The following is an 18,583-nucleotide window of genomic DNA, read 5'->3' on the forward strand; positions in this document are numbered from 1 at the left end:
TTGAGAATGGTGGGATAGCGGGAGGCATATCCCCGGTCTGACCGCCCTAGGCGGTCTGACCGGTTGTCGTTGTTTATTGCGGCCGGTTGTCGTTGTCTATGCGACCGGTTGTCGTTGTTTATGCCACCGGTTGTCGTTGTTTATGCCACCGGTTGTTGTCGTTGTCTACCGGAACGTGCTGGCGACAACCGGTCAGACCGCCTAGGGCGGTCAGACCGGGGGTTCCTCGTCCTGGCTGGCGCGCAGGCCTTTCCAGAAGCCATAGCCGAGGCAAAGCAGGGCGGGCAGGGCGATGATTTCCCAGGGCATGATGAGGCGAGCTAAGTGGGGCGGCTGGCCGTGGCGGCGTGCGGCGTGGGCAGGAAGGACGTTTTGGCTTTTTTGAGCTGGAGCAGGGCCAGCGCCATGGCCCCCAGCGCCACCGGCAGGTGCGCGGCGGCCAGCGCCACCTGCCTACTGTAGAGGCGGCGGGGCAGCGCCAGCAGCAGCGCAGCGCCGGTGCCCAGCAGCAGCGCCGCCCAAAAGCCCGGCGTGGGGCCAAAAGGCAGTATCCACGACATGAGCACCAGCAGCGTGAGCAGGCCCAGCAGCAGCACCCGGGGCAGCAGCGCGGTCTGCACTATTTTGTCGAAAAACTCCCAGTTGCCGCGCCCCAGCTGCCGGAAGCCTTCGCCGGAATACTTCAGCAGGAACTCCCACTGGGCGGCCATCCAGCGGGTGCGCTGGGTGCCGAACACGGCGGCGCTGCCAATCTTTTCGTCATACACCAACGCTTCCGGCAGGTAGGCGATTTTCACCCGGTCGCGCAGGATGCGGAAGTCCAGTTCCTTGTCCTCGCCGGGCGTGTCGCCGATGTCCTGCAGCAGGCTTTTGAGGTAGTCGTATTCAAAGGCCATGCCTGAGCCGATGAGCGACGGCGACATGCCCAGCCGGGCGTGGCCCAACCGGAAAATGTGGTTATTAATTTCCTCGTTGCAGGCATCGAGCACGGCAAATGGTGAATCCAGATTTTTGGCGGTGCGGTGGCCCTGCACCACCCGGTTGCCGGCCGCGAAAGCGTCGTTCACCTGCGTCAGGAAATCAGCCCCCATCACATTGTCCACGTCCAGAATCACTGCCACATCATATTGGTCGGCGGGCAGGGCGGTGAGGGCGGCGAGCAGGGCCTTGCCCTTGGTGCTTTGGGCAAAATTGACCTCGACCACGTTCACGCCGTCGGTCTTCAGCGCAGCTACCGTGCTGGCTTGCAGGCCGTCGGCAACGACGCAGACATCGGCGGGGCCGGCGTAGGCGTGGGCCAGGGCGGCGGGGGCGGTTTCCCGAATTACGGCATCGGCGTGGTAGGCGGGCATGAGCACGCACATGCGGCGGGGCGGGCCGCTTACGGCGCTGGCGAGGCGCGGGCGAGCCGGCAGGTGCCCCGCCAGCGCAAAAGCCAGCAGGTACAACACGTTTAGCAGGAGGTAGGCGGCGGCCACGTACAGCGGCAGGCCGGCCCAGAAAAGCAGGCTATTCATGGCGCAGGTTTTTGATGGGTTTGGCCGGCACGCCGCCTACCAGCGTGTAGGGTGCCACGTCTTTGGTGACCACCGCGCCGGCGGCCACGGCCGCCCCCTCTCCTATCGTCACGCCCTTGAGGACCGTGGCGCCCATGGCAATCCAGACGTTGTCGTGGATGCGGATGGCCCCGGTTTTGCCAGCCGAAAAGTGGCTGGCAGCATCGTGAAAATCATCATCCATGATGACGACATTGGGCCCGATGCGGACGTTGCGGCCGATATCCACCCCGATGCTGACGGAAATGTGCGCGCCGTTGATGCGTGAGTTGTCGCCCACGCGCAGCACCGCGCCCCGGCTCACGAAGATTTTAGCCCGCTGAATATCAGACCAGATGCGTACCTGGTCGCCCAGAATGACGCGGCCCGCGTTGCGAAACAGCGGCCGGCCCTTCACCGAAACCTGTTTGCCGAGCTGGGTATTATGCAGGTAGAAGCGGGCCGCCGCCATCTTCAGCAGGCCCGCGCCCAAATCACGCACCACGCCGAAGGCCAGGCCCAGCTTGCTCAAGTCGGGTTGCTGCTGCTGGAGCAGGGCCAGCCGCTGCACCAGCAGTGGCCGAAAATCAGATACCACAGTCATGGCGTTCAGACGGAAAGAAAGTGGTTGTGATGAACATTATGCGGCTGCAAGTGCCAGCGCAGGCCGCGCCACAGGGCCCGCAGGTGGTCGTGCCGGGCATTGAGCAGGAAGGAGAGCGAATGCCTGGGCACGGCCACCAGCAGGAAAAACAGAACCCCGCTCCAGAGCTGCCAGCCCCGCACGTTGCGGCGCATAAACAGCAGCCGGTTGCGGTACATGTAGTGGGTTTTCAGCACCGAGGCCTTGCCCACCGACACCGATTCCTTGTGCAAAACCGTGGCCGCGCCCACGTAATGGCATTCGTATCCGGCGCGCCGCACCATCTGGCACCAGTCGTGCTCCTCGTAGTAGAGGAAGTACAGCTCCGGCATCAGCCCCACCTCGCGGATGACGCGCATCGGCAGCATCATGGCCGCGCCGTGGGCCAGGCCGGTGGCGAAGGAGCCGTTGTGCTGGCCCACATCCGGCTCGCGGCTGCCAATGGTGCGGCCCCGGCCCGTCCAGGGGTTTATGCCCGCGCAGCCGGCGTACTGGATGAGGCCGGCGGAGTGGTAGTAGCGGATTTTGGGAGAAGCGATGCCGGCCTGCGGGTTGGTTTCGAACAGCGCCACCAGCGGTTCCAGCAGGCCGGGGGCCACTTCGGTGTCGTTGTTGAGGAAGAAAACGTACTTGCCCCGGGCCGCTGCCACACCCAGGTTATTGCCCCCCGCGAAGCCCAGGTTGTGGGAAGAGCGGATGAGGTTTATCTCCGGAAATTGGGCGGCTATCGGGTCCGGGCTTTGCGTGGGCGAGGCGTTGTCGACCACAATCACTTCGTAGTTGGAATAGGTCAGCAGCCGCAGCGAGGCCAGCAGCTCGCAGGTGATGCCGGGCTGGTTGTAGTTGACGGTGATGATGGAAACGAGGGGCTGCATGGGGACGGGATTGGGAGTGATGTCGGGTAAAAAGCCGTCATGCAGAGCGCAGCGAAGCATCTCGCGTGCCGCCACTAATTCTACTAATTGAGTCATCATTGCACGCGAGATGCTTCGCTGCGCTCTGCATGACGGGCTGTTCAGCATGACGCTCCGCATACCCCTTATCCAGCGCCGGCCCCAGAAAAACGAAGGCCCAGCCGATGTACACAATCATGGCCGAGGGCATCTGATTCATGACTTCGTTGCCGTAGCTGCCCATCAGAATGCCCATGAACCCGGCGGTGAGGGCCAGCAGCTTTTGCCGCAGCAGCGGGTCGCGGATGCGCCAGACGATGCCGCAGCTTTTGCCCAGGATGTAGAGCATCATGCCAAACCAGATGAGGAAGCCCACGATGCCGTACATGGCCCACACTTTCACGAAGTAGCTGTCGGGCGCGATGGTGGAGAGGTATTTATCGGCGTTGTACTTCTCGCCCCACATGCCAATCACGCCCACGCCGCCGCCGAAGGGCCGGGGCCCCAGGTACTCGCGCAGCTTGGCCTGGTTGCGCAGGCGCACTTGCAGCGAGGGGTCGTTGGGGTCGAGGGAGGTGCGCATGCGGGCCACGCTGGGGTTGGCGTTGCCGATGGTGGTGTACTTGAGCACCCCAAACGCGCCCACGGCCAGCGCGCCGCCCAGCACCAGCACCTTCACCTGCTTGCTGAGCACGAGGTACATAAACACGCCCGCGATAAGTACGAACATGGCCCCGCGCGTGCCCGAAATCAGCATGCCTTCCAGGCAGAGGGCGCTGGCAATCCCGAAAACCACCCGCTTCCACCACTTGAACGGGCCCAGCGCCAGCACCAGGCACACCACGCAAACGTGCGCCTGCGACGCCCCGAACTGCGCCGCCTCGCTGTAGTACGAAAACACCCGCAGCACCCCGAACAGGATGTGCGTTTTGGCCGCGCCCGAATCGAGCCAGAACTGCTCGGCCGCATCCGGCCCGAAGGCCTTTTGCTTGAGGCCGTAGAGCGCCCCGGCTACCGAGAAGAAGATGACCAGCGTGAGGAAAAGCTTGAGGTCTTTGGCCCGATAGAACAGCATCATGGCCAGCGGCACGCTCAGAAACCAGTAGAACGTGGTGCCGCGCATCTCATAGTACCAGCCCAGAATGCTGGCCCCGGCGGGGTTCCCAATTTCGAACACCGTGATGACGAACCAGGCCAGGCCCAGCTTGCACAGGTCGTTGTTCACCCGCGACCAGTCGGCCACTTCCCGGTTGCGGTGGAAGATAACGGCCAGCCACACCAGCACCAGAATACCGTCCATGCCCAGCCCAAACGGCGCGCCCTTCAGGTGCCGGTTGATGGTCATCACCAGAAAGCAATACACGATAAAAGCCACCACGCCCAGGCGCGGATGCTGAAACAGCGCCGCCAGACACAGCACCGCAAGGGGCAGGCCCACCAGCAGGCCGGGTATCATAATGCCCATTCGGCTAGCCAGCCAGCCCGTGCCCAGCGCCACTAGCACGGCCCCCGGCAGCAAAAGCTGGCGGCCCAGGGCGGGGCTGAGGGATATGGGGAGGGACAGGGCTTTCATGGGGGATTGGAGTGGGATTGGTAAGCTTAATTGACCGTCATGCAGAGCGCAGCGAAGCATCTCGCGTGTGGCAGTAATTCAATCGTCAGGGATTAGTGGTGGCACGCGAGATGCTGTGCTCTGCATGACAGTCTGTTTTTCAAGCAGTTTTGCTCTTTTCGATGGGGATAATCAAGTCCGTACTATCATAGCGGGCCACGCCGCAGAGCACGATTTCCACTGGCGCGGCGGTGGCGGCGCGGAGGTCGGCCACGGCTTGCTGGTCGGTGGGTTTCCAGCTGCGGCTGGCTTTGAGGGTGAGCAATACCAGGCTCAATTCCGGGAATAGGGTGACGGGGTAAGTGGCTTCGAGCAGGGCCGGGAATTCGATGAGCACCAGCTGCACATCGGCGGCGCGGGGCTGGGTGAGCTCGGCCAGGTTCCAGCGGTGCAGGGTGGCTTGCGCGGGCGAGTAGTAGCGGGTATAGTCGTTGGCCGGGCCGGCGTCGGTGCCTTCGGGGTAGAGGGCCAGCGTGGGCAGGCCGCCGGCATTGCAGCTGTGAGCCAATGACTGAACGACCGTGGTTTTGCCCTCCTGGCGCAACGGGCTCAGCACGCCGGCCACAAAGGGCCGGGCGGGCACGGCGCTCACCCGGCGCAGCACTTGCCGGGCCAGGTGCTCGGCGGCGGCGTGCTCGTAGCTGTGGTCGCGGAGCTTGGAGGCTTGGGCGGGCTTTTTGGTTTTTTTGAAGGGGTGGGTGGGGTGCGCCGGCAGCAGGCCCAGCACCGGCAGGCCGGTCTGTGCCTGCGCCACCGCGGGCATCCGCAGCGATTTATCCAGCAGGCCCATGCCCAGCAGGGTGGCCGCCACAAAGAAAAAGCCGCCAAACGCCCCGCCCGCCACCAGCATTAGGCGCTTGCCGCCCTTGTCCTGCGAGGGCAGAAAAGGCGGCGCTACGATTTTGAGATTGGTGGTCAGCTCATTGTTTTGCTGCGAGGCCTTGCTGTCGTTGAGGCTGGTGAACAGGGCGAAATAGGTTTTCTGGGTCAGGTCGATTTCCCGCTCGATGCGCTTGAGCATGGCCCCGAGGGGGGCCATTTTGTGGTATTCTGCCATAAACTCGCCCTTGCGGCGGCCCATCACCTCCAGCTTGGCCTTGTTTTCGGTGGCTTCCAGCATGTTTTTCACCCATTCATCGAGCAGGCCCTTGCTGGGAATGCCCTCCACGGAGTTGAGCTGGGCATAATGGTCGTTGAGGGTGGTGCGGATGGCCAGCACGGTTTCGGCGGCCTGCACCTGCAACTGCTGGGTGCGCGGCGCGGCATCGGTTTCCTGCTGCCGGGCAAACAGCTGCTGGTTAGCTATTTCCGTATTGAGGCTTTCCAGGTGCTTGCGCTGGCGCAGCAATTCGGCACTGCTGAGCAGCGACGCGCCCCGGCCGGCCAGCTTCTTGTCCACGGCGGCCAGGGACGCCAGGGCCCCCGCGTACTGCATCTCAATCTTGTTGATGTCGGAGTACAGGTACTCCCGCTCGCCGGCGATGTACTTCGTCTGCTCGTAGTAGTTGATGATGTTGTTGTCGCGGTTGAAGACCAGGAACTTCTCCTCCGCGTCGTTCAGGCGCTTCAGGGCCTTTTCGCTTTCCACCTCGTAGTAGCGGATTACGGCGGCCGTCTGGCTCATGCGCAGGCTGCGGTACTCGGCCAGAAACACCTGCGTGGTGAGCGCCAGCGTGGCCCGGCAAATGGCGGCGTCCTCGGTTTCCAACTCCAGCTTTATCAGGTCGCTGCTGTTGATGCGGGTGGCATTCACCTTGCCCAGCGCCTCCACCGAATACACGGGGTCGTGCGAGTTCAGCAGGCGGTACAGCTCGTTGGTGTCGTTGGCGCTGGCGTAGGCCGTCACGTTGCGCTGGGTGGCGGCCAGCGTGGGGCCGGTGAGCTGCCGGCGCAGCGCGGCTGGCAGCAGTGCCCGCATCCGCGAGAGCGAGGCCCAGCTCAATTGGGTGGCGTCCAGCTCCTTCAGTTGCAGGTGGCTGGCCAGCAGGTAGCAGGCGGCCTGCTCCTTGGTTTCGCGCGATTTTATCAGCGACAGCAGGTTATCGAAGGCGTTGCTGGTTCGGAAATAGTCGCTCTCCGAGTTGCCCGTGAGCGAGTAGCCCGAGGCAATACCGGTATAAATAGTGGTTTCCGAAGCGTAGGATTTGGCCTCGTGGCGGGTGAAATAAAACAGCGAGCCGCCCAGCGCCAACGGCACCGCGAGCAGCAGTTTCCAGTTTTTCAACAGGAGGCGCAGGATGTCGGTGGGGCTCATTTGGCGGGGGCGGTCATCAGGACGGAGATTTTGCCGCCGACGAAGTCTTCGAGGACCATGAAGGCGGTTTCGTACCGGCTGCGGGCATTTTGCTGCTCGATGGCGGCGTTTATGTATCGGTCATTCAGCTGCGACACCTCGCCAAGCAGCATTTCGCCGGCCTTGAACTGCTTCTCAGCCAGCTGGTAGTTTATCTGGGCCGAGTAGTAAGCCTGTTGGCGCAGGGCCAGCACTTTGTGGTCGAGCAGCACGTTTTGGTACAGCTCAATGATGGACTGGCGCAGGCCGTCTTCCTGGGCCTGCTGCAAGTGCTCGAGCTTCTGGTATTGCAGCTGCTGGCGGTTTATCTGGTTGCGCCGGCTCAGGAGCCGGTCCAGCGGCAGGTTCAGGTTGATGGCCGTGGAATAATGCGTCTGCGACGAGGTGGTGCCGGCGTTGGGCAGCAGGCTTTGGTCGGCCACAGTCACGCTGGCAATGTTGCCGTAGCCGAAGTTATTTGAGAGGATAATACTGCTCAGAATGGCCTTGCGGGCCATTTGCAGGTCTTCATGCGTAATGCGCTGGTCGGTTTTAATGGCTTCGAGCGCGGCCGAGTGCTGCACGGCGGCGGCCACCAGCAGCGGCAGCGCCACCGCCGGATTCTCGAAAAAAGCAGTTTGCCACGCCTCCGGCGGTGGTGCCGCTGCCTGGCCCAGGCCCGGCAGCACCAGCCCCAGCAGGCCCAGCAACAGCAGCACAAATGGCTTCATCACACGTTCTCCTTTTGGAACAGCGCCGGAATGGTGCGCAGCAGAATTTCGAGGTCTTTGCGCAGCGAGTGGTGCCGGGCGTACTCATTATCAAGGCCTTTGCGCTCGGCCTCCGACATCTCGCCGCCCTTGCCGCGCTTCATCACCTGCCACAGGCCTGTGATGCCCGCTGGCGCAATAAACCGGGCCGCAAACTGGTCCGTCATCAGCTTTTCGGCCTCATACAGCGGCAGCGGGCGGTTGCCCACAATGGCCATGTCGCCGCGCAGCACGTTCCAGAGCTGCGGCAGCTCGTCAATACTGGTGTTGCGGATGAAATGCCCCACGCGGGTGATGCGCGGGTCGTTGGCAATTTTCACGAAGGCCGCGCCGCCCTGCGCCTTTTTATCGAGCCAGTACTGCTTCTCGCAAATCGCTGCGCCCGTGTCGTTGAAGAGCAGGCTTTGGCACCGGCCCGTGCCGCCGAGCGCGCAGGCCGCGCACAGCCCCGCCGCCGCCACTGGGGCCGCAGCAGGTGCCACGGCGTACTGGTTCAGGCTTTTCATCGAGGCCAGCAGCTGGTCGGCATCCGGGCGCATCGAGCGGAACTTCCAGAACTTAAACACCTTGTAACCCGTGCCCACCCGGTACGAAAAGTAAAACACCGGGCCCTTTGATTCGAGCCGCACCAGCGCGGCCACCACCAGCAGCAGCGGCGAAAGCAGCACCAGCGCCGTGGCGGCGCACACAATGTCGAAGGCGCGCTTGCCCGGCGTTTTGCGGAAGGCGTAGTGGCTGGCCGCTTCGGGCGCGGCGGCCCGGTTCACGAAATAAATGCGCGCCAGCAGCTCCTTGTGGGCCATATGCGGGGGCAATACCTCCGCAATGCCCAGCAGCAGCGTATGGGCGGCCGGGGTCAGGTCGGCGTTAGCCAGCCAGAAAATGGGGCACGCCACGGCCAGCTCCTTTTTCAGCAGCCGCATCAGCTCCAGCCCCAGGCGGGAAGTGAGGGGCGCGGCGTCGATGATGGCCTCAAAAGCGCGTTCGGGCTGCTGGCACAGGGCCACCATGCGGGCGGCGCTGTCGATGTGCAGCACCACCAGGTCGTCGGCGTAGGTCTGCTGGAAGCGGGCGGCTTCCTCGGCATCGGCCGAGAGGTAAACGACGGTTTTTAGGGCCTTGGTCATCGGTCGCGGGGCTTAAAAGCTGAGCTTGCGCATCATGTTTTTCAGGCGCAGGTCCAGCTCTTCGGGGTTGAAGGGCTTCACCATGTAGTCGTCGGCCCCGTGGCGCAGGCACTGGATTTTGCTGCTGCTCTCTTCCTTGCCCGAAAGCATGATGAGGGGCACGTGCCGGTGCAAGACACTGGTGCGCAGGCGCTTGATAAAGGCCGGGCCGTTCATCACGGGCATCTCGTAGTCGGCCACAATGGCGTCCACCTCGTGGCCGTCGTCCAGCCATTGCATTGCCGCCTGGCCGTTGGGCTGCGGCACCACCAGGTACTCATCCTCGAAATAGCGCTTCAGAATGAGTTGGATAGTAGGCTCGTCGTCGACGACCAGTAAAGTTTTTTTCATGTTTGCAGAAGGTTATAAAATCGGGTAACCGGCAGCCGGTCAGCTGTTTTCACTTGTATTCGATGGCCAGCTCAAATGCCGGATTAAGGCGCTGCTTTCGCTCCCCTCCCGCACTGCGCGGCACTTGCTGCAGGTAGAGCTGCTCGACCTGCCGGGTCATGGCCTCGGCCGTGAAGCCCGCCTGAATGGTCTGGTAGGCGTGCGCGCCCAGCGTGCGGCGCAGCTCCTGGCTGCTGGCCAGCTGCTGAATGGCGGCGGCCAGCTGCGCGGGCGCTTTAATGGGCACGAGCAGCCCGTTCACGCCGTGCTCAATAATTTCCTTGGTGGCCTCAATACTGCTGGCAATGACCGGCTTACCCATGGCCATCGCCTCCAGAATGCCAATGGGCAGGCCTTCCCACAGCGAAGGCAGGCAGTAGATATCCAGCGCCTGCAGCACGTCGGGAATGTCCTGGCGGAAATCGGTAAAAATGACCTTCGCTTCAATGCCCAGCGCCCGGGCCAGCTGCTGCGCCCCGGCCTTCAGGTCGCCGTTGCCCACTAGCAAAAACTTCACGTTGAGGCCCGCCGGCAGGGCCGCCACGGCCCGCAGCATGGTGAACGGGTCCTTCTGGGCCGTCATGCGGGCGATGTAGCCCACCAGCACCACGTCGGGGGCAATGCCCAGCTCGGCGCGCACGTTGTAGGTGCGCAGGCTGGGGTTGAAGCGGTGCAGGTTGATGCCGTTTTTGATGACGACGGCGCGGGTCATATCGCTGAATTTCAGCCCGTCGCGCCGGTTGCTTTCCGATACGCAGATGGTGGTGCCGGCCTGCCGCATCAGCAGCTTCTCGGCCAGCTGACAGGCTTTGCGGGCCAGCGGCTTCTGGTCGAGGTGAAACGACCAGCCGTGCACCGTGTAGATGACGGGCAGGCCCAGCTGCCTGGCGGCCCAAAACGTGTTGGAATGCGCCCGCGTGCCGTGGGCGTGCACCAGGTCTATCCGCTCCTCGCGCAGCAGCCGTTTCACCCGCCGCCAGGTGGCAACGTTGAAGGGCCGCTCGGTGTGGATGACGTGGGTTCTGACGCCCATGGCCATGAGCCGGTCAATCATGGGGCCGGGCGTGAACGAGAGCACCACGGGCTCAAACTGCGACTTATCCAGGGCCTGCACCAGGTCCAGGACGTGCGTTTCGCCGCCCCCAACCTGCCCCTGCCGAATGGTTTCCAGTACTCGTATTTTGCTTGGCATAAGGGGGTAGGCGAAGGTGGTAAGCGTTGGGGAAACAATGGTTAGCAAGACGGGGCCAGGGCCGGCACCAGGGCCGCCGGGGCCGGGCTCACGGCCCGCACGGCGGCGTAGAGCCTGGCCACGCTGGCCGCCCAGGTGTGGCTTTGGGCCAGGGCCACGCCACGGGCGGCGCGCTCGGGGTCGGGCGCTACCAGCACCTGCGCCAGCTGGGCCAGCCACTCGTACTGGTTGCCCGCCAGGTAGGCGTAGTCGGCAAACACTTCCATGGTGCGGGTGCGGGTGGCCACCACGGGCCGGCCCATGGCCAGGTACTCGTCAATTTTGAGCGGGTAGTTGCCCTGCGTCACGTCGTTCACGGCCTGCGGATTGATGCACACATCGAAATGCTGCACGTAGGCCGGCAGCTGCGCGGGCGTTTTATTGCCCAGAAAATGCACGTTGGGTAGCCCGTGCAGGGCGCTTTGCCGGAAGTCCGCGTCCTCGGGGCCCACCAGCACCAGGTGGTAGTCGGGGCGCTTGCGGGCCAGGGCCAGCAGCAATTCCAGGTCGAGCCGCACGGTGGTCAGAAACCCGGTGTAGCCGATGCGTGGCAGCGGCACGGCGGCCAGGTCGGCGGGCACTTCGTGCCGGGTTTCGGCCTGGTAAAGGGCCAGCACGCAGCCCTGGCCAATGTCGTAGCTGTGCGGGTTGGTGCGGTGGGCGTAGTCGGTCAGGTACGCCGAGTTGGCCGCCACCACGTCGGCCTGCTGCAACAGCCGCGCTTCCGCCGCCGGCCCGTGCCGCCGGAAATACGGCACCGTCACCATGTAGTCGCGCAGGTAATAAATGAACTTGCGGGGCCTGAGCAGCCGCTTCAACTCGGTGCCCTGGAAGATGAGGCCGTCCTGCAACAGGTAGGGCGCATCGAAGCCCAGGGTGCGGGCAGCTTTGCGAATGCTACGGGCCAGCAGCCACGCGTTCAGCTTATTACCCATCGAAAACAAGCGGGCCGAGGCCAGCCAGTTGATGGACAGCGCCAGGCAATTGGGGGTGCACAGCCACACGTTGGGCTCAACGTAGGTAAGCCCCTGGGCCCAACCCAGCAGCACCCGAAAGCGCTGGCGCACCGCCGGCCGCCGAAAACCCAGCACCAACGCACTGACATCCAGGGGCATATTCACGTACAGCACCCGGTTGTGCCGGGCAAACTCCCGGGCCAGGTTGCGGGCGTTGGTCCCCAGCTTCAGGTCCCAGTCCTGCTGGCACAGCATGATGATGTTTTCCTGGTTCATACCGTCAGGCCGCCAGGCGCAGCTCCTGCTCAAAAAGCCGCACCACCACGTCGGTCGTCGTGGCCACCACCCGCAGAATGGCCAGCAGCTCCAGCTTGTCGCGGTGCTGGAAGGCAATGAGCTCCATCTCTTTAAGCAGGCCGGTGCTGGGCTCGATGCGCAGGTTGCCGAAGGTGGATTTCAGGCTGTGGGCGTGGTAAGCAATGGTCACCCAGTCCTCATCTTCGATGGTCGCTTTGAGCTGCGCAATCTGCCCGGGCACCTTGTTCACAAACATCGACTGCATTTCCCGCACAAACGCGGGGTTATTAGCCAGCTTGCCCAGCCCGGAAAAATCATATAGCGGCCGCGCTGCCGGAGGCATTGTTTCAGCGGCCATAAGATGACCAGGGTTCAGGGGAACGGTTTGGAAGTGGGCCTGGGTTTGCATGTTCAGTTGTAATAGTGAGAGGGATATACCAGGAGAAAGTGCCTGGGGGCGGGCTACCATAGCACGCCCCAGCTGAAGCAGCGGGCCTGGCCTGCCGGCTGCAAGGCTAACGGGGTGCCAAAAGATTTTTATTTGATATGTATTTTAAAATCAATTATTTATAAATACATCTATCCTGCAAAAACTCCATCTTATAGAGTAAGCATCCAACATCTGGAGCGTGGGCAGTTGGCTCCTTTACTTTGCTGCGCGTATTGCCAGCACAGCTCACTAAACCCAACTGGCAGACCGTCGGCCGGCAGCCTCAGAGAGGCGACGTATCGGTAATAGAACCGGGTGACCAGAACGCTGAAGCCCGGCTGGGACAACGCTCGTTGACCAGGCATCGACCCAGCCGGGCTTCAAAAATTAATAATTCCCGGATTTCGCCACCAACGCCTCGCCGCCAACAGCAGGCTGCCCACCCGCAAAGAGCCGTCTGAAACGCACGCGTTTCAGGCCCCGCTTCAGGGCTCCCCTGCTGCACTCAGCTGCTATCGCATGAGGTCCGCCATCGTCAGGCCCGCCTCTCCCATCCTGCTTTGTTGCAAAAGAAGCGCGCCAGACTACCACTCCAGATGCTGGAAAGCCTCTCCACACGGTGGAGATGAGGCCAAGGACACCATTATTAAAGCATTAATTTTCAGTTACTTAAAAATTATATTTTCTTTGGCACCCCATTCGCCCTGGGGCTGGCATGACTCATTCGCTACCCGTTTCCGACCACACCACCGACCCGGCCGATTTGCCCGCGCTGCTGGCCCGCCTGGGCTACGCTCCGGTAGCCACTGGCGGGGTGCGCCTGCGGGGCTGCCCCAACCCCGACGGCAGCCTGCGCTGGCTGTGGCCCACCACCCTGCGGCAGCCCCTGTTTCTGGAGCTGTACAACGCGGCATCGCCCAAGGCGCGGCTGTTTAGCGCCTTCGTGCGGCTGGTGTTTTTCTGCCGGCTGCAGGGGGTGTTTTTTCGGCGTTTGCCGGGGCAGTTTGCGGCAACCGGCCAGCAGGTGTGGCCCCGGGCCGATTTTGCCTTGTTTACCGGTACGCCCGGCCCCAACCGCAAGGCGGTGTGCTGCTACGCATTGGCCCCCGGCCAGCTGGTGTTTGCCAAGCTGCCGCTGGGCCCCGTTTCGGCCGAAAAAGTGCAGGCCGAAACCACTACCCTGCTCCACCTGAACCAGCGCGGCTTCACCCGGTTCGACCTGCCCCGGGTGCTCGATTACGAGCCCGGCCACCTGCTGCAAAGCAGCGTGCAGGTGCCCGGCGCCCGGCGCGCCACGCGCTTCGGGCCGGCCCACGCCAGCTGCCTCCAGGAACTGCTGGCCACCACGGGCACGCGGCAGCCCCTGGCCGCCAGCAACTGCTGGGAAAGCATTACCGGGCAGGTAGCCGAGCTGCAGGAGCTGAGCGAAACGCGGGTGCCCTTCGGCCTGCGCACCAAGCTCCGGCACCTGCTCGCCACCCTCGACCCCAACCAGGAAATCTCGGTCGGCTTTGCCCACGGCGACTTCACGCCCTGGAACTGCTGGCTGGGGCCCGAGAAGCTGGCCATCTACGACCTGGAGCTGGCCCTGCCCGAAGCCTCGCTGCTCTACGACCTGTTCCATTTTGAGGTGCAGCAGGCCCTGCTCACCACGCGCCGGTCGGCGGTTGATATCCGGACGCAGGCGCTGGCCACGGCCCAGCGGCACTTTGCCACGGTGCCGGCGGCCGAGTTAGGCGTGGCCTGGCAGCTGTATCTGCTGCACCAGGTGGCAACCGGGGCGCTGCTCTACCACGCCCAAACGGCCTGGCACCCGCAGGTGAGCTGGCTGCTGAACGGCTGGAACGCCCTGCTCACCCTGGAGCTGGCCCCCGCCATGGAGCACCGCCAGCTGGCCATTTTCGACCTGCTCGACTACGTGCAGCTGCTGGGCCAGCCCGGCGTGGTGCTCAAGCCCCGCGCCGCCAACGCCTACTACCCCGCCCCATCTTCCGACCTCGACCTGCTGCTGGAGGAAGCCGATATGGAAGCGGGCGTGCACTTCCTGCGCCATTATCCGCTGGCGCAATCGGCGGTGCTGCGGCCGGCCGCGCACATGCAGTCCGTCGATTGCCTGTTTCAGGATGGCTCCCTGCTGTCCGTCGACCTGCTGCACCAGCTCGAGCGCATGGAGCTGCGCCTGCTCGATGCCGAGGCCGTGCTGAGCCAGGCCGAGCGGGCCGTGGCCGGCGTGCCCGTGCCCAGCCTACGCGACGATTTTGTGTACACCTGGCTGTTCTACTGGCTCAACCAGAGCAACCTGCCGCTGAACCATTTGCGGCATTTCCAGCAGCTGGCCGCCGGGCAGCAGGCGGCGCTGCTGGCCCACCTCACCGCCGCCTACGGCCTCACCTTCCACAGCCTGGCCGAGGCCAGCGTGTACGTGCCGGCCAAGGCCGAGCACCTGGCCTTCACCCTGCGCCAGGCCCAGGCCAATGGCCGGCTCCACCGCTGGGCGCGCGGCCTACGCTACCTGCTGAGCACGGCGGTGGAGTTTGGGCGGCCGGGCGGCCTCATCATCACCTTCAGCGGGGTCGATGGCGCGGGCAAGTCCACGGTGATTGAGCACGTGAAGGAGCGGCTCGAAAAGAAGTGGCGCAAGCGCGTGGTGGTCATCCGCCACCGGCCGTCGGTGCTGCCCATCATCAGCGCCTGGAAGTATGGCAAGCAGGGTGCCGAGGCGCGCAGCGTGCAGAACCTGCCCCGCCAGGGCCAGAACTACAGCCTGGGCTCGTCGCTGGCCCGCTTTGCCTACTACTATGTCGATTATGTTTTTGGCCAGGCCGTTATCTGGCTCCGGCACACCCGGCGCGGCCACGTCGTGCTCTACGACCGGTATTATTTCGACTTCATCAACGACGGCCGGCGCAGCAACATCGACCTGCCCGCCCGCCTCACGCAAGCGCTCTACGCCTTGGTGAATAAGCCCCGGCTCAACTTCTTCCTCTACGCCGACCCGCAGGAGATTCTGCGCCGCAAGCAGGAGCTTTCGGCCAGCACCATCACCCAGCTCACGCAGCAGTACAAAACGCTGTTTGGCCAGCTTGGGGCCCGCTACCGCGACTCGCGCTACGTGCCCATCGAAAACCAGGATTTGGACACCACGCTGGCCCTGATTGGCCAGTACATCCAGCAGGAAATTTAAGCGGCCACCATGAAATCTCTCCTCGAAAAATGGGTGCGCCGGCGCAACCCGCACTTTGCCCTGCACCCCCGCGTGAGCAGCGCCGTGCTGCTGGGCTTCGGCTTCCAGACGGCCCTGAGCCTGCTGCGCGGCGGCCAACTGTGGCTGCGCGGCCGGGCCAGCGGCGGGGCCATGCTGGGCCAGGGCGTCCGGTTTCAGTACCTGGGGCTCATTCGCTTTGGGAAGTTCCTGAAAACGGGCGATAACGTGCGCTTCAGCGGCCTGGGTACTGATGGGCTGACGCTGGGCGACAACGTGAGCATCGGCGCTTTCAGTCAGGTCATTGTCTCGACTTCGCTCAGCGAGCCGGGCCGGTTTATCCGGGTGGGCAGCCGGGTGGGCATCGGCGAGTTTGCCTACCTGGGCGGCGGCGGTGGCCTGAGCATCGGCGACGACTGCATCATCGGCCAGTACTTCAGCTGCCACCCCGAAAACCACCGGCACGCCGAGTTCGACACGCTCATCCGCCTGCAGGGCGTGGTGCGCCAGGGCATCAGCATCGGAGCCAACTGCTGGATTGGCAGCAAAGTAACCGTGCTCGACGGCGTGACCATTGGCGCGGGCTGCGTGGTGGCTGCTGGCGCCGTGGTCACGCGCCCGGTGCCGGCCGGCTGCGTGGTGGCGGGCGTGCCGGCCCGCATCATCGCCTACCGCGAACCGGCCGAAACCGCCGCCGCCGAATTAGTCAACGCACTCGCATGAACACCGTATTAATCACCGCCTACGCCGTCAATCCCTACAAAGGCTCGGAAGACGGCATGGGCTGGAATTTCATCCTCCAGGCCGCCCGCTTCCAGAAAGTGGTGGCCGTGACGCGCCGCAACAACGGCCCGCACATTGTGCGCTACCTGGCCGAAAACCCCGCCGTGGCCGCCCAGGCCGCCCGCGTAGAGTTTCTCTATTTCGACCTGCCCGCCTGGACGCGCTGGTGGAAAAAAGGCCCGCTGCTCTCGCTCATCTACTTCTATATGTGGCAGCTGGGCCTGGCCCTGTGGCTGCGCGCCCGCCGCCCGGCCGTGGACGTGGTGCACAACCTCAACTTCCATAACGACTGGACACCCAGCTTCCTCTGGCTGCTGGGCCGGCCGCTGGTGTGGGGGCCCATCGGGCACCACCCGCCCATTCCGGCCAGCCACCTGGCCCGCTACGGCGCGGTGGCCTTCTGCAAAGACCGCCTCATTGGCAGCCTGAAGCATTTTTTCTGGCACCTCGACCCTTTTTTGTGGCTGACGCGCCGCACCGCCCGCCGCGTGCTGTGCATGAACTCGACCGCCGGTCACCGCCTGGGCCGCCCCGCTTCGGCTTTTGAAATTATGCCCTCGGTGGCCATTGACCTGCCGGCCGCCGCAGGGGAGCTGAACGCCGAAACAACGCTCAAAATCGGCTTCACGGCCATGATTGCGGCCCGCATGGTACCGCTCAAGGGCTTTGATATGGTGATTCTGGCCTTCGCCAAATTCTACCACGCCCTACCCGCCGCCGCCCGCGCCGAGGCCCGGCTGCTGCTCATCGGTAGCGGCCCGGAGGAAGGCCGGTTGAACGAGCTGCTCGCTGATAATCAGCTGACCGACTGCGTGGTAATTCGGCCCTGGCTGGCCCGCGAAGAGCTGCTCACACTGTACCAGCAGGCGTCGGTGTTCTTTTTCCCTTCGCACGAGGGGGCCGGCATGGTGGTGGCCGAGGCCATGAGCTACGGCGTGCCCGTGCTCTGCTACGAGAACGACGGCCCCGGCGAGCTTACCCCGGCTGCCTCCACCCTCAAAGTGCCCTACCGCTCCTTCGCGGCCAATGTGGAGGACTTTGCCGCCCAGCTCACGCGCCTGCACCACTCCCCCCTGCTGCAAGCCGCCGAGGCCGACCTGGCCCGCCGCCACGTGGCGCAGCACCACACCTGGGAGCGGCGCGGCCACCAGCTTCACCGCGTGTACCAACAAGTGCTAGCCGCATGAAAAAGCCCCACATTATTGCCGTTCACCTGCTCAACGACCGCAGCGGCAGCCCGCTGGTGCTGCGCCAGTCGCTGGAAGTGCTGGCCGAGGCCGGCTATGCCATCGACCTGCTCACGGCCACGCCCGGCGCACCGGGGTTCCTGAGCGACCTGCCCGGCGTGACCACCCACGCGCTGGCCTACCGCTGGTCGGCCAGCGCGTGGCGCACGCTGCTCAACTTTGTACTGGTGCAGGGGCTGCTGTTCTGGAAAGTGCTGCGGCTGGCCACCGCCGACAGCACCGTGTACGTGAACACCCTGCTGCCGGCCGGGGCGGCGCTGGCGGCCCGCTGCCGGGGCGCACGGGTGGTGTACCACCTGCACGAAGTGTCGCTGCGGCCCGCGCTGCTGCGGCGGCTGCTGTGCGCGGTGGCCGCCCGCACGGCCCACCAAGTGCTGTGCGTGTCGGAGCACGTGCGCACGGCGCTGGCGCTGCCAGTGGCCCGGCAGGCCGTGGTGCACAACGCCCTAGCGCCCGCCTTCGTTGCCAAAGCCAGCCAGACGCCCCTGCCCAACCGCAGCCCCGAGCCCTTCGTGGTGCTCATGGCTTGCTCGCTGCGCGACTATAAAGGCATTCCCGAATTCGTTGCCCTGGCCCGCGCCATGCCCGCGCTGCGGTTCGAGCTGGTGCTGAACGCCGCGCCCGCCGCCGTGGCCAGCTACCGGAACCAGATTTCGGTGCCAAACAACCTCACGCTTTTCCCGGCGGCGCACGACATGCACCCGCACTACCAGCGCGCCGCCGTGGTCGTGAACCTCTCGCGGCCCGATGAATGGGTCGAAACCTTCGGCATGACCATTCTGGAGGCCATGAGCTACGGCCGGCCCGTGATTGTGCCGCCCGTGGGCGGCGTGGCCGAAGTGAACGTGCACACCCACACCGGATTTGCCATCAATGGCCGCCACCTCGAGGCCCTGCAGCAGGCCCTGGGCCTGCTGGCCTACAACAGTGCCTGCTACGTGCGCATGGCCGCCGCGGCCCGGCAGCGGGCCGCCAGCTTTGCCGCCAGCCGCTTTGCCGGGCAGGTGCTCGCCACGTTCCGCGCCGAACAGGCCGGGGCTGCGGCCCCGGCTCCCGCGCCGGTGCCCATGGCGCCGGGCACGCTGGCCGGGGCCTGACCGCCGCCCCACTGCCCCGTTTTTCTATCGCAAGTCCTTTTGCCTCCCTCCTCCGTTCG

General features: G+C 64.4%; 15 protein-coding genes. 4 read left to right on the forward strand and 11 right to left on the reverse strand.

Annotated features, from left to right (window positions below; genetic code table 11):
- Positions 1 to 320 precede the first annotated feature (320 nt).
- The 11 genes from HBN54_RS09695 to HBN54_RS09745 form a co-directional block, all read right to left on the reverse strand.
- On the reverse strand, positions 321 to 1,517 hold the full coding sequence (locus HBN54_RS09695; RefSeq protein ID WP_168672984.1) for a glycosyltransferase: 1,197 nt from the start codon (positions 1,515 to 1,517) through the stop codon (positions 321 to 323).
- On the reverse strand, positions 1,510 to 2,139 hold the full coding sequence (locus HBN54_RS09700; RefSeq protein WP_168672985.1) for an acyltransferase: 630 nt from the start codon (positions 2,137 to 2,139) through the stop codon (positions 1,510 to 1,512). Before HBN54_RS09700 ends, HBN54_RS09695 begins: the two co-directional genes overlap by 8 nt.
- A gap of 5 nt (positions 2,140 to 2,144) precedes the next feature.
- On the reverse strand, positions 2,145 to 3,053 hold the full coding sequence (locus HBN54_RS09705; protein WP_168672986.1) for a glycosyltransferase family 2 protein: 909 nt from the start codon (positions 3,051 to 3,053) through the stop codon (positions 2,145 to 2,147).
- Between the two features lie 37 nt (positions 3,054 to 3,090).
- Complete coding sequence (locus HBN54_RS09710) at positions 3,091 to 4,644, reverse strand: O-antigen ligase family protein (RefSeq protein ID WP_168672987.1); 1,554 nt, start codon at positions 4,642 to 4,644, stop codon at positions 3,091 to 3,093.
- 139 nt (positions 4,645 to 4,783) lie between these two features.
- Positions 4,784 to 6,937, reverse strand: a complete 2,154-nt coding sequence (locus HBN54_RS09715) for a GumC domain-containing protein (protein ID WP_168672988.1) — start codon at positions 6,935 to 6,937, stop codon at positions 4,784 to 4,786.
- Positions 6,934 to 7,686: a TolC family protein gene (locus HBN54_RS09720; RefSeq protein WP_168672989.1), complete on the reverse strand. Its 753-nt coding sequence runs from the start codon at positions 7,684 to 7,686 to the stop codon at positions 6,934 to 6,936. The genes HBN54_RS09715 and HBN54_RS09720 overlap by 4 nt, the downstream gene beginning before the upstream one ends.
- Positions 7,686 to 8,852 carry a sugar transferase gene (locus HBN54_RS09725; protein WP_168672990.1) on the reverse strand — a complete coding sequence of 389 codons (1,167 nt, stop codon included), beginning with the start codon at positions 8,850 to 8,852 and terminating at the stop codon, positions 7,686 to 7,688. The genes HBN54_RS09720 and HBN54_RS09725 overlap by 1 nt, the downstream gene beginning before the upstream one ends.
- A 12-nt stretch (positions 8,853 to 8,864) precedes the next feature.
- On the reverse strand, positions 8,865 to 9,242 hold the full coding sequence (locus tag HBN54_RS09730) for a response regulator transcription factor (protein WP_168672991.1): 378 nt from the start codon (positions 9,240 to 9,242) through the stop codon (positions 8,865 to 8,867).
- A 49-nt stretch (positions 9,243 to 9,291) separates the two neighbouring features.
- Positions 9,292 to 10,473 (reverse strand): glycosyltransferase family 4 protein, encoded by a 1,182-nt coding sequence (locus tag HBN54_RS09735; protein ID WP_168672992.1) that lies wholly within the window; start codon positions 10,471 to 10,473, stop codon positions 9,292 to 9,294.
- A 41-nt stretch (positions 10,474 to 10,514) separates the two neighbouring features.
- Entirely contained in the window at positions 10,515 to 11,744 is a 1,230-nt protein-coding gene (locus tag HBN54_RS09740; protein WP_168672993.1) for a glycosyltransferase, read from the reverse strand.
- 4 nt (positions 11,745 to 11,748) lie between these two features.
- Positions 11,749 to 12,123, reverse strand: coding sequence for an Hpt domain-containing protein (locus HBN54_RS09745; RefSeq protein ID WP_168672994.1), 375 nt, complete (start codon positions 12,121 to 12,123; stop codon positions 11,749 to 11,751).
- A gap of 787 nt (positions 12,124 to 12,910) precedes the next feature.
- Between HBN54_RS09745 and HBN54_RS09750 the strand changes: the two genes are divergently transcribed.
- The 4 genes from HBN54_RS09750 to HBN54_RS09765 are packed head-to-tail and all read left to right on the forward strand — an operon-like array spanning position 12,911 to position 18,524.
- Positions 12,911 to 15,379 (forward strand): nucleoside/nucleotide kinase family protein, encoded by a 2,469-nt coding sequence (locus HBN54_RS09750; protein ID WP_168672995.1) that lies wholly within the window; start codon positions 12,911 to 12,913, stop codon positions 15,377 to 15,379.
- A 9-nt stretch (positions 15,380 to 15,388) separates the two neighbouring features.
- Positions 15,389 to 16,120 (forward strand): acyltransferase, encoded by a 732-nt coding sequence (locus HBN54_RS09755; protein ID WP_168672996.1) that lies wholly within the window; start codon positions 15,389 to 15,391, stop codon positions 16,118 to 16,120.
- Complete coding sequence (locus HBN54_RS09760; RefSeq protein ID WP_168672997.1) at positions 16,117 to 17,367, forward strand: glycosyltransferase family 4 protein; 1,251 nt, start codon at positions 16,117 to 16,119, stop codon at positions 17,365 to 17,367. Before HBN54_RS09755 ends, HBN54_RS09760 begins: the two co-directional genes overlap by 4 nt.
- A complete protein-coding gene (locus HBN54_RS09765) occupies positions 17,364 to 18,524 on the forward strand; it encodes a glycosyltransferase family 4 protein (protein ID WP_168672998.1) in 1,161 nt (386 codons plus the stop codon). The genes HBN54_RS09760 and HBN54_RS09765 overlap by 4 nt, the downstream gene beginning before the upstream one ends.
- The last annotated feature ends 59 nt before the right edge of the window (positions 18,525 to 18,583 follow it).

The sequence above is a fragment of the Hymenobacter artigasi genome (assembly GCF_012275535.1).
In the GTDB taxonomy this organism is placed as follows: Bacteria; Bacteroidota; Bacteroidia; order Cytophagales; family Hymenobacteraceae; genus Hymenobacter; species Hymenobacter artigasi.

Coding starts and splice junctions, on each gene's coding strand:
- HBN54_RS09735 (WP_168672992.1), bottom strand. CDS start 10,473: ATGCCAAGCAAAATACGAGTACTGGAAACCATTCGGCAGGGGCAGGTT.
- HBN54_RS09765 (WP_168672998.1), top strand. CDS start 17,364: ATGAAAAAGCCCCACATTATTGCCGTTCACCTGCTCAACGACCGCAGC.
- HBN54_RS09695 (WP_168672984.1), bottom strand. CDS start 1,517: ATGAATAGCCTGCTTTTCTGGGCCGGCCTGCCGCTGTACGTGGCCGCC.
- HBN54_RS09755 (WP_168672996.1), top strand. CDS start 15,389: ATGAAATCTCTCCTCGAAAAATGGGTGCGCCGGCGCAACCCGCACTTT.
- HBN54_RS09730 (WP_168672991.1), bottom strand. CDS start 9,242: ATGAAAAAAACTTTACTGGTCGTCGACGACGAGCCTACTATCCAACTC.
- HBN54_RS09740 (WP_168672993.1), bottom strand. CDS start 11,744: ATGAACCAGGAAAACATCATCATGCTGTGCCAGCAGGACTGGGACCTG.
- HBN54_RS09725 (WP_168672990.1), bottom strand. CDS start 8,852: ATGACCAAGGCCCTAAAAACCGTCGTTTACCTCTCGGCCGATGCCGAG.
- HBN54_RS09705 (WP_168672986.1), bottom strand. CDS start 3,053: ATGCAGCCCCTCGTTTCCATCATCACCGTCAACTACAACCAGCCCGGC.
- HBN54_RS09715 (WP_168672988.1), bottom strand. CDS start 6,937: ATGAGCCCCACCGACATCCTGCGCCTCCTGTTGAAAAACTGGAAACTG.
- HBN54_RS09745 (WP_168672994.1), bottom strand. CDS start 12,123: ATGGCCGCTGAAACAATGCCTCCGGCAGCGCGGCCGCTATATGATTTT.
- HBN54_RS09700 (WP_168672985.1), bottom strand. CDS start 2,139: ATGACTGTGGTATCTGATTTTCGGCCACTGCTGGTGCAGCGGCTGGCC.
- HBN54_RS09750 (WP_168672995.1), top strand. CDS start 12,911: ATGACTCATTCGCTACCCGTTTCCGACCACACCACCGACCCGGCCGAT.
- HBN54_RS09710 (WP_168672987.1), bottom strand. CDS start 4,644: ATGAAAGCCCTGTCCCTCCCCATATCCCTCAGCCCCGCCCTGGGCCGC.
- HBN54_RS09720 (WP_168672989.1), bottom strand. CDS start 7,686: ATGAAGCCATTTGTGCTGCTGTTGCTGGGCCTGCTGGGGCTGGTGCTG.
- HBN54_RS09760 (WP_168672997.1), top strand. CDS start 16,117: ATGAACACCGTATTAATCACCGCCTACGCCGTCAATCCCTACAAAGGC.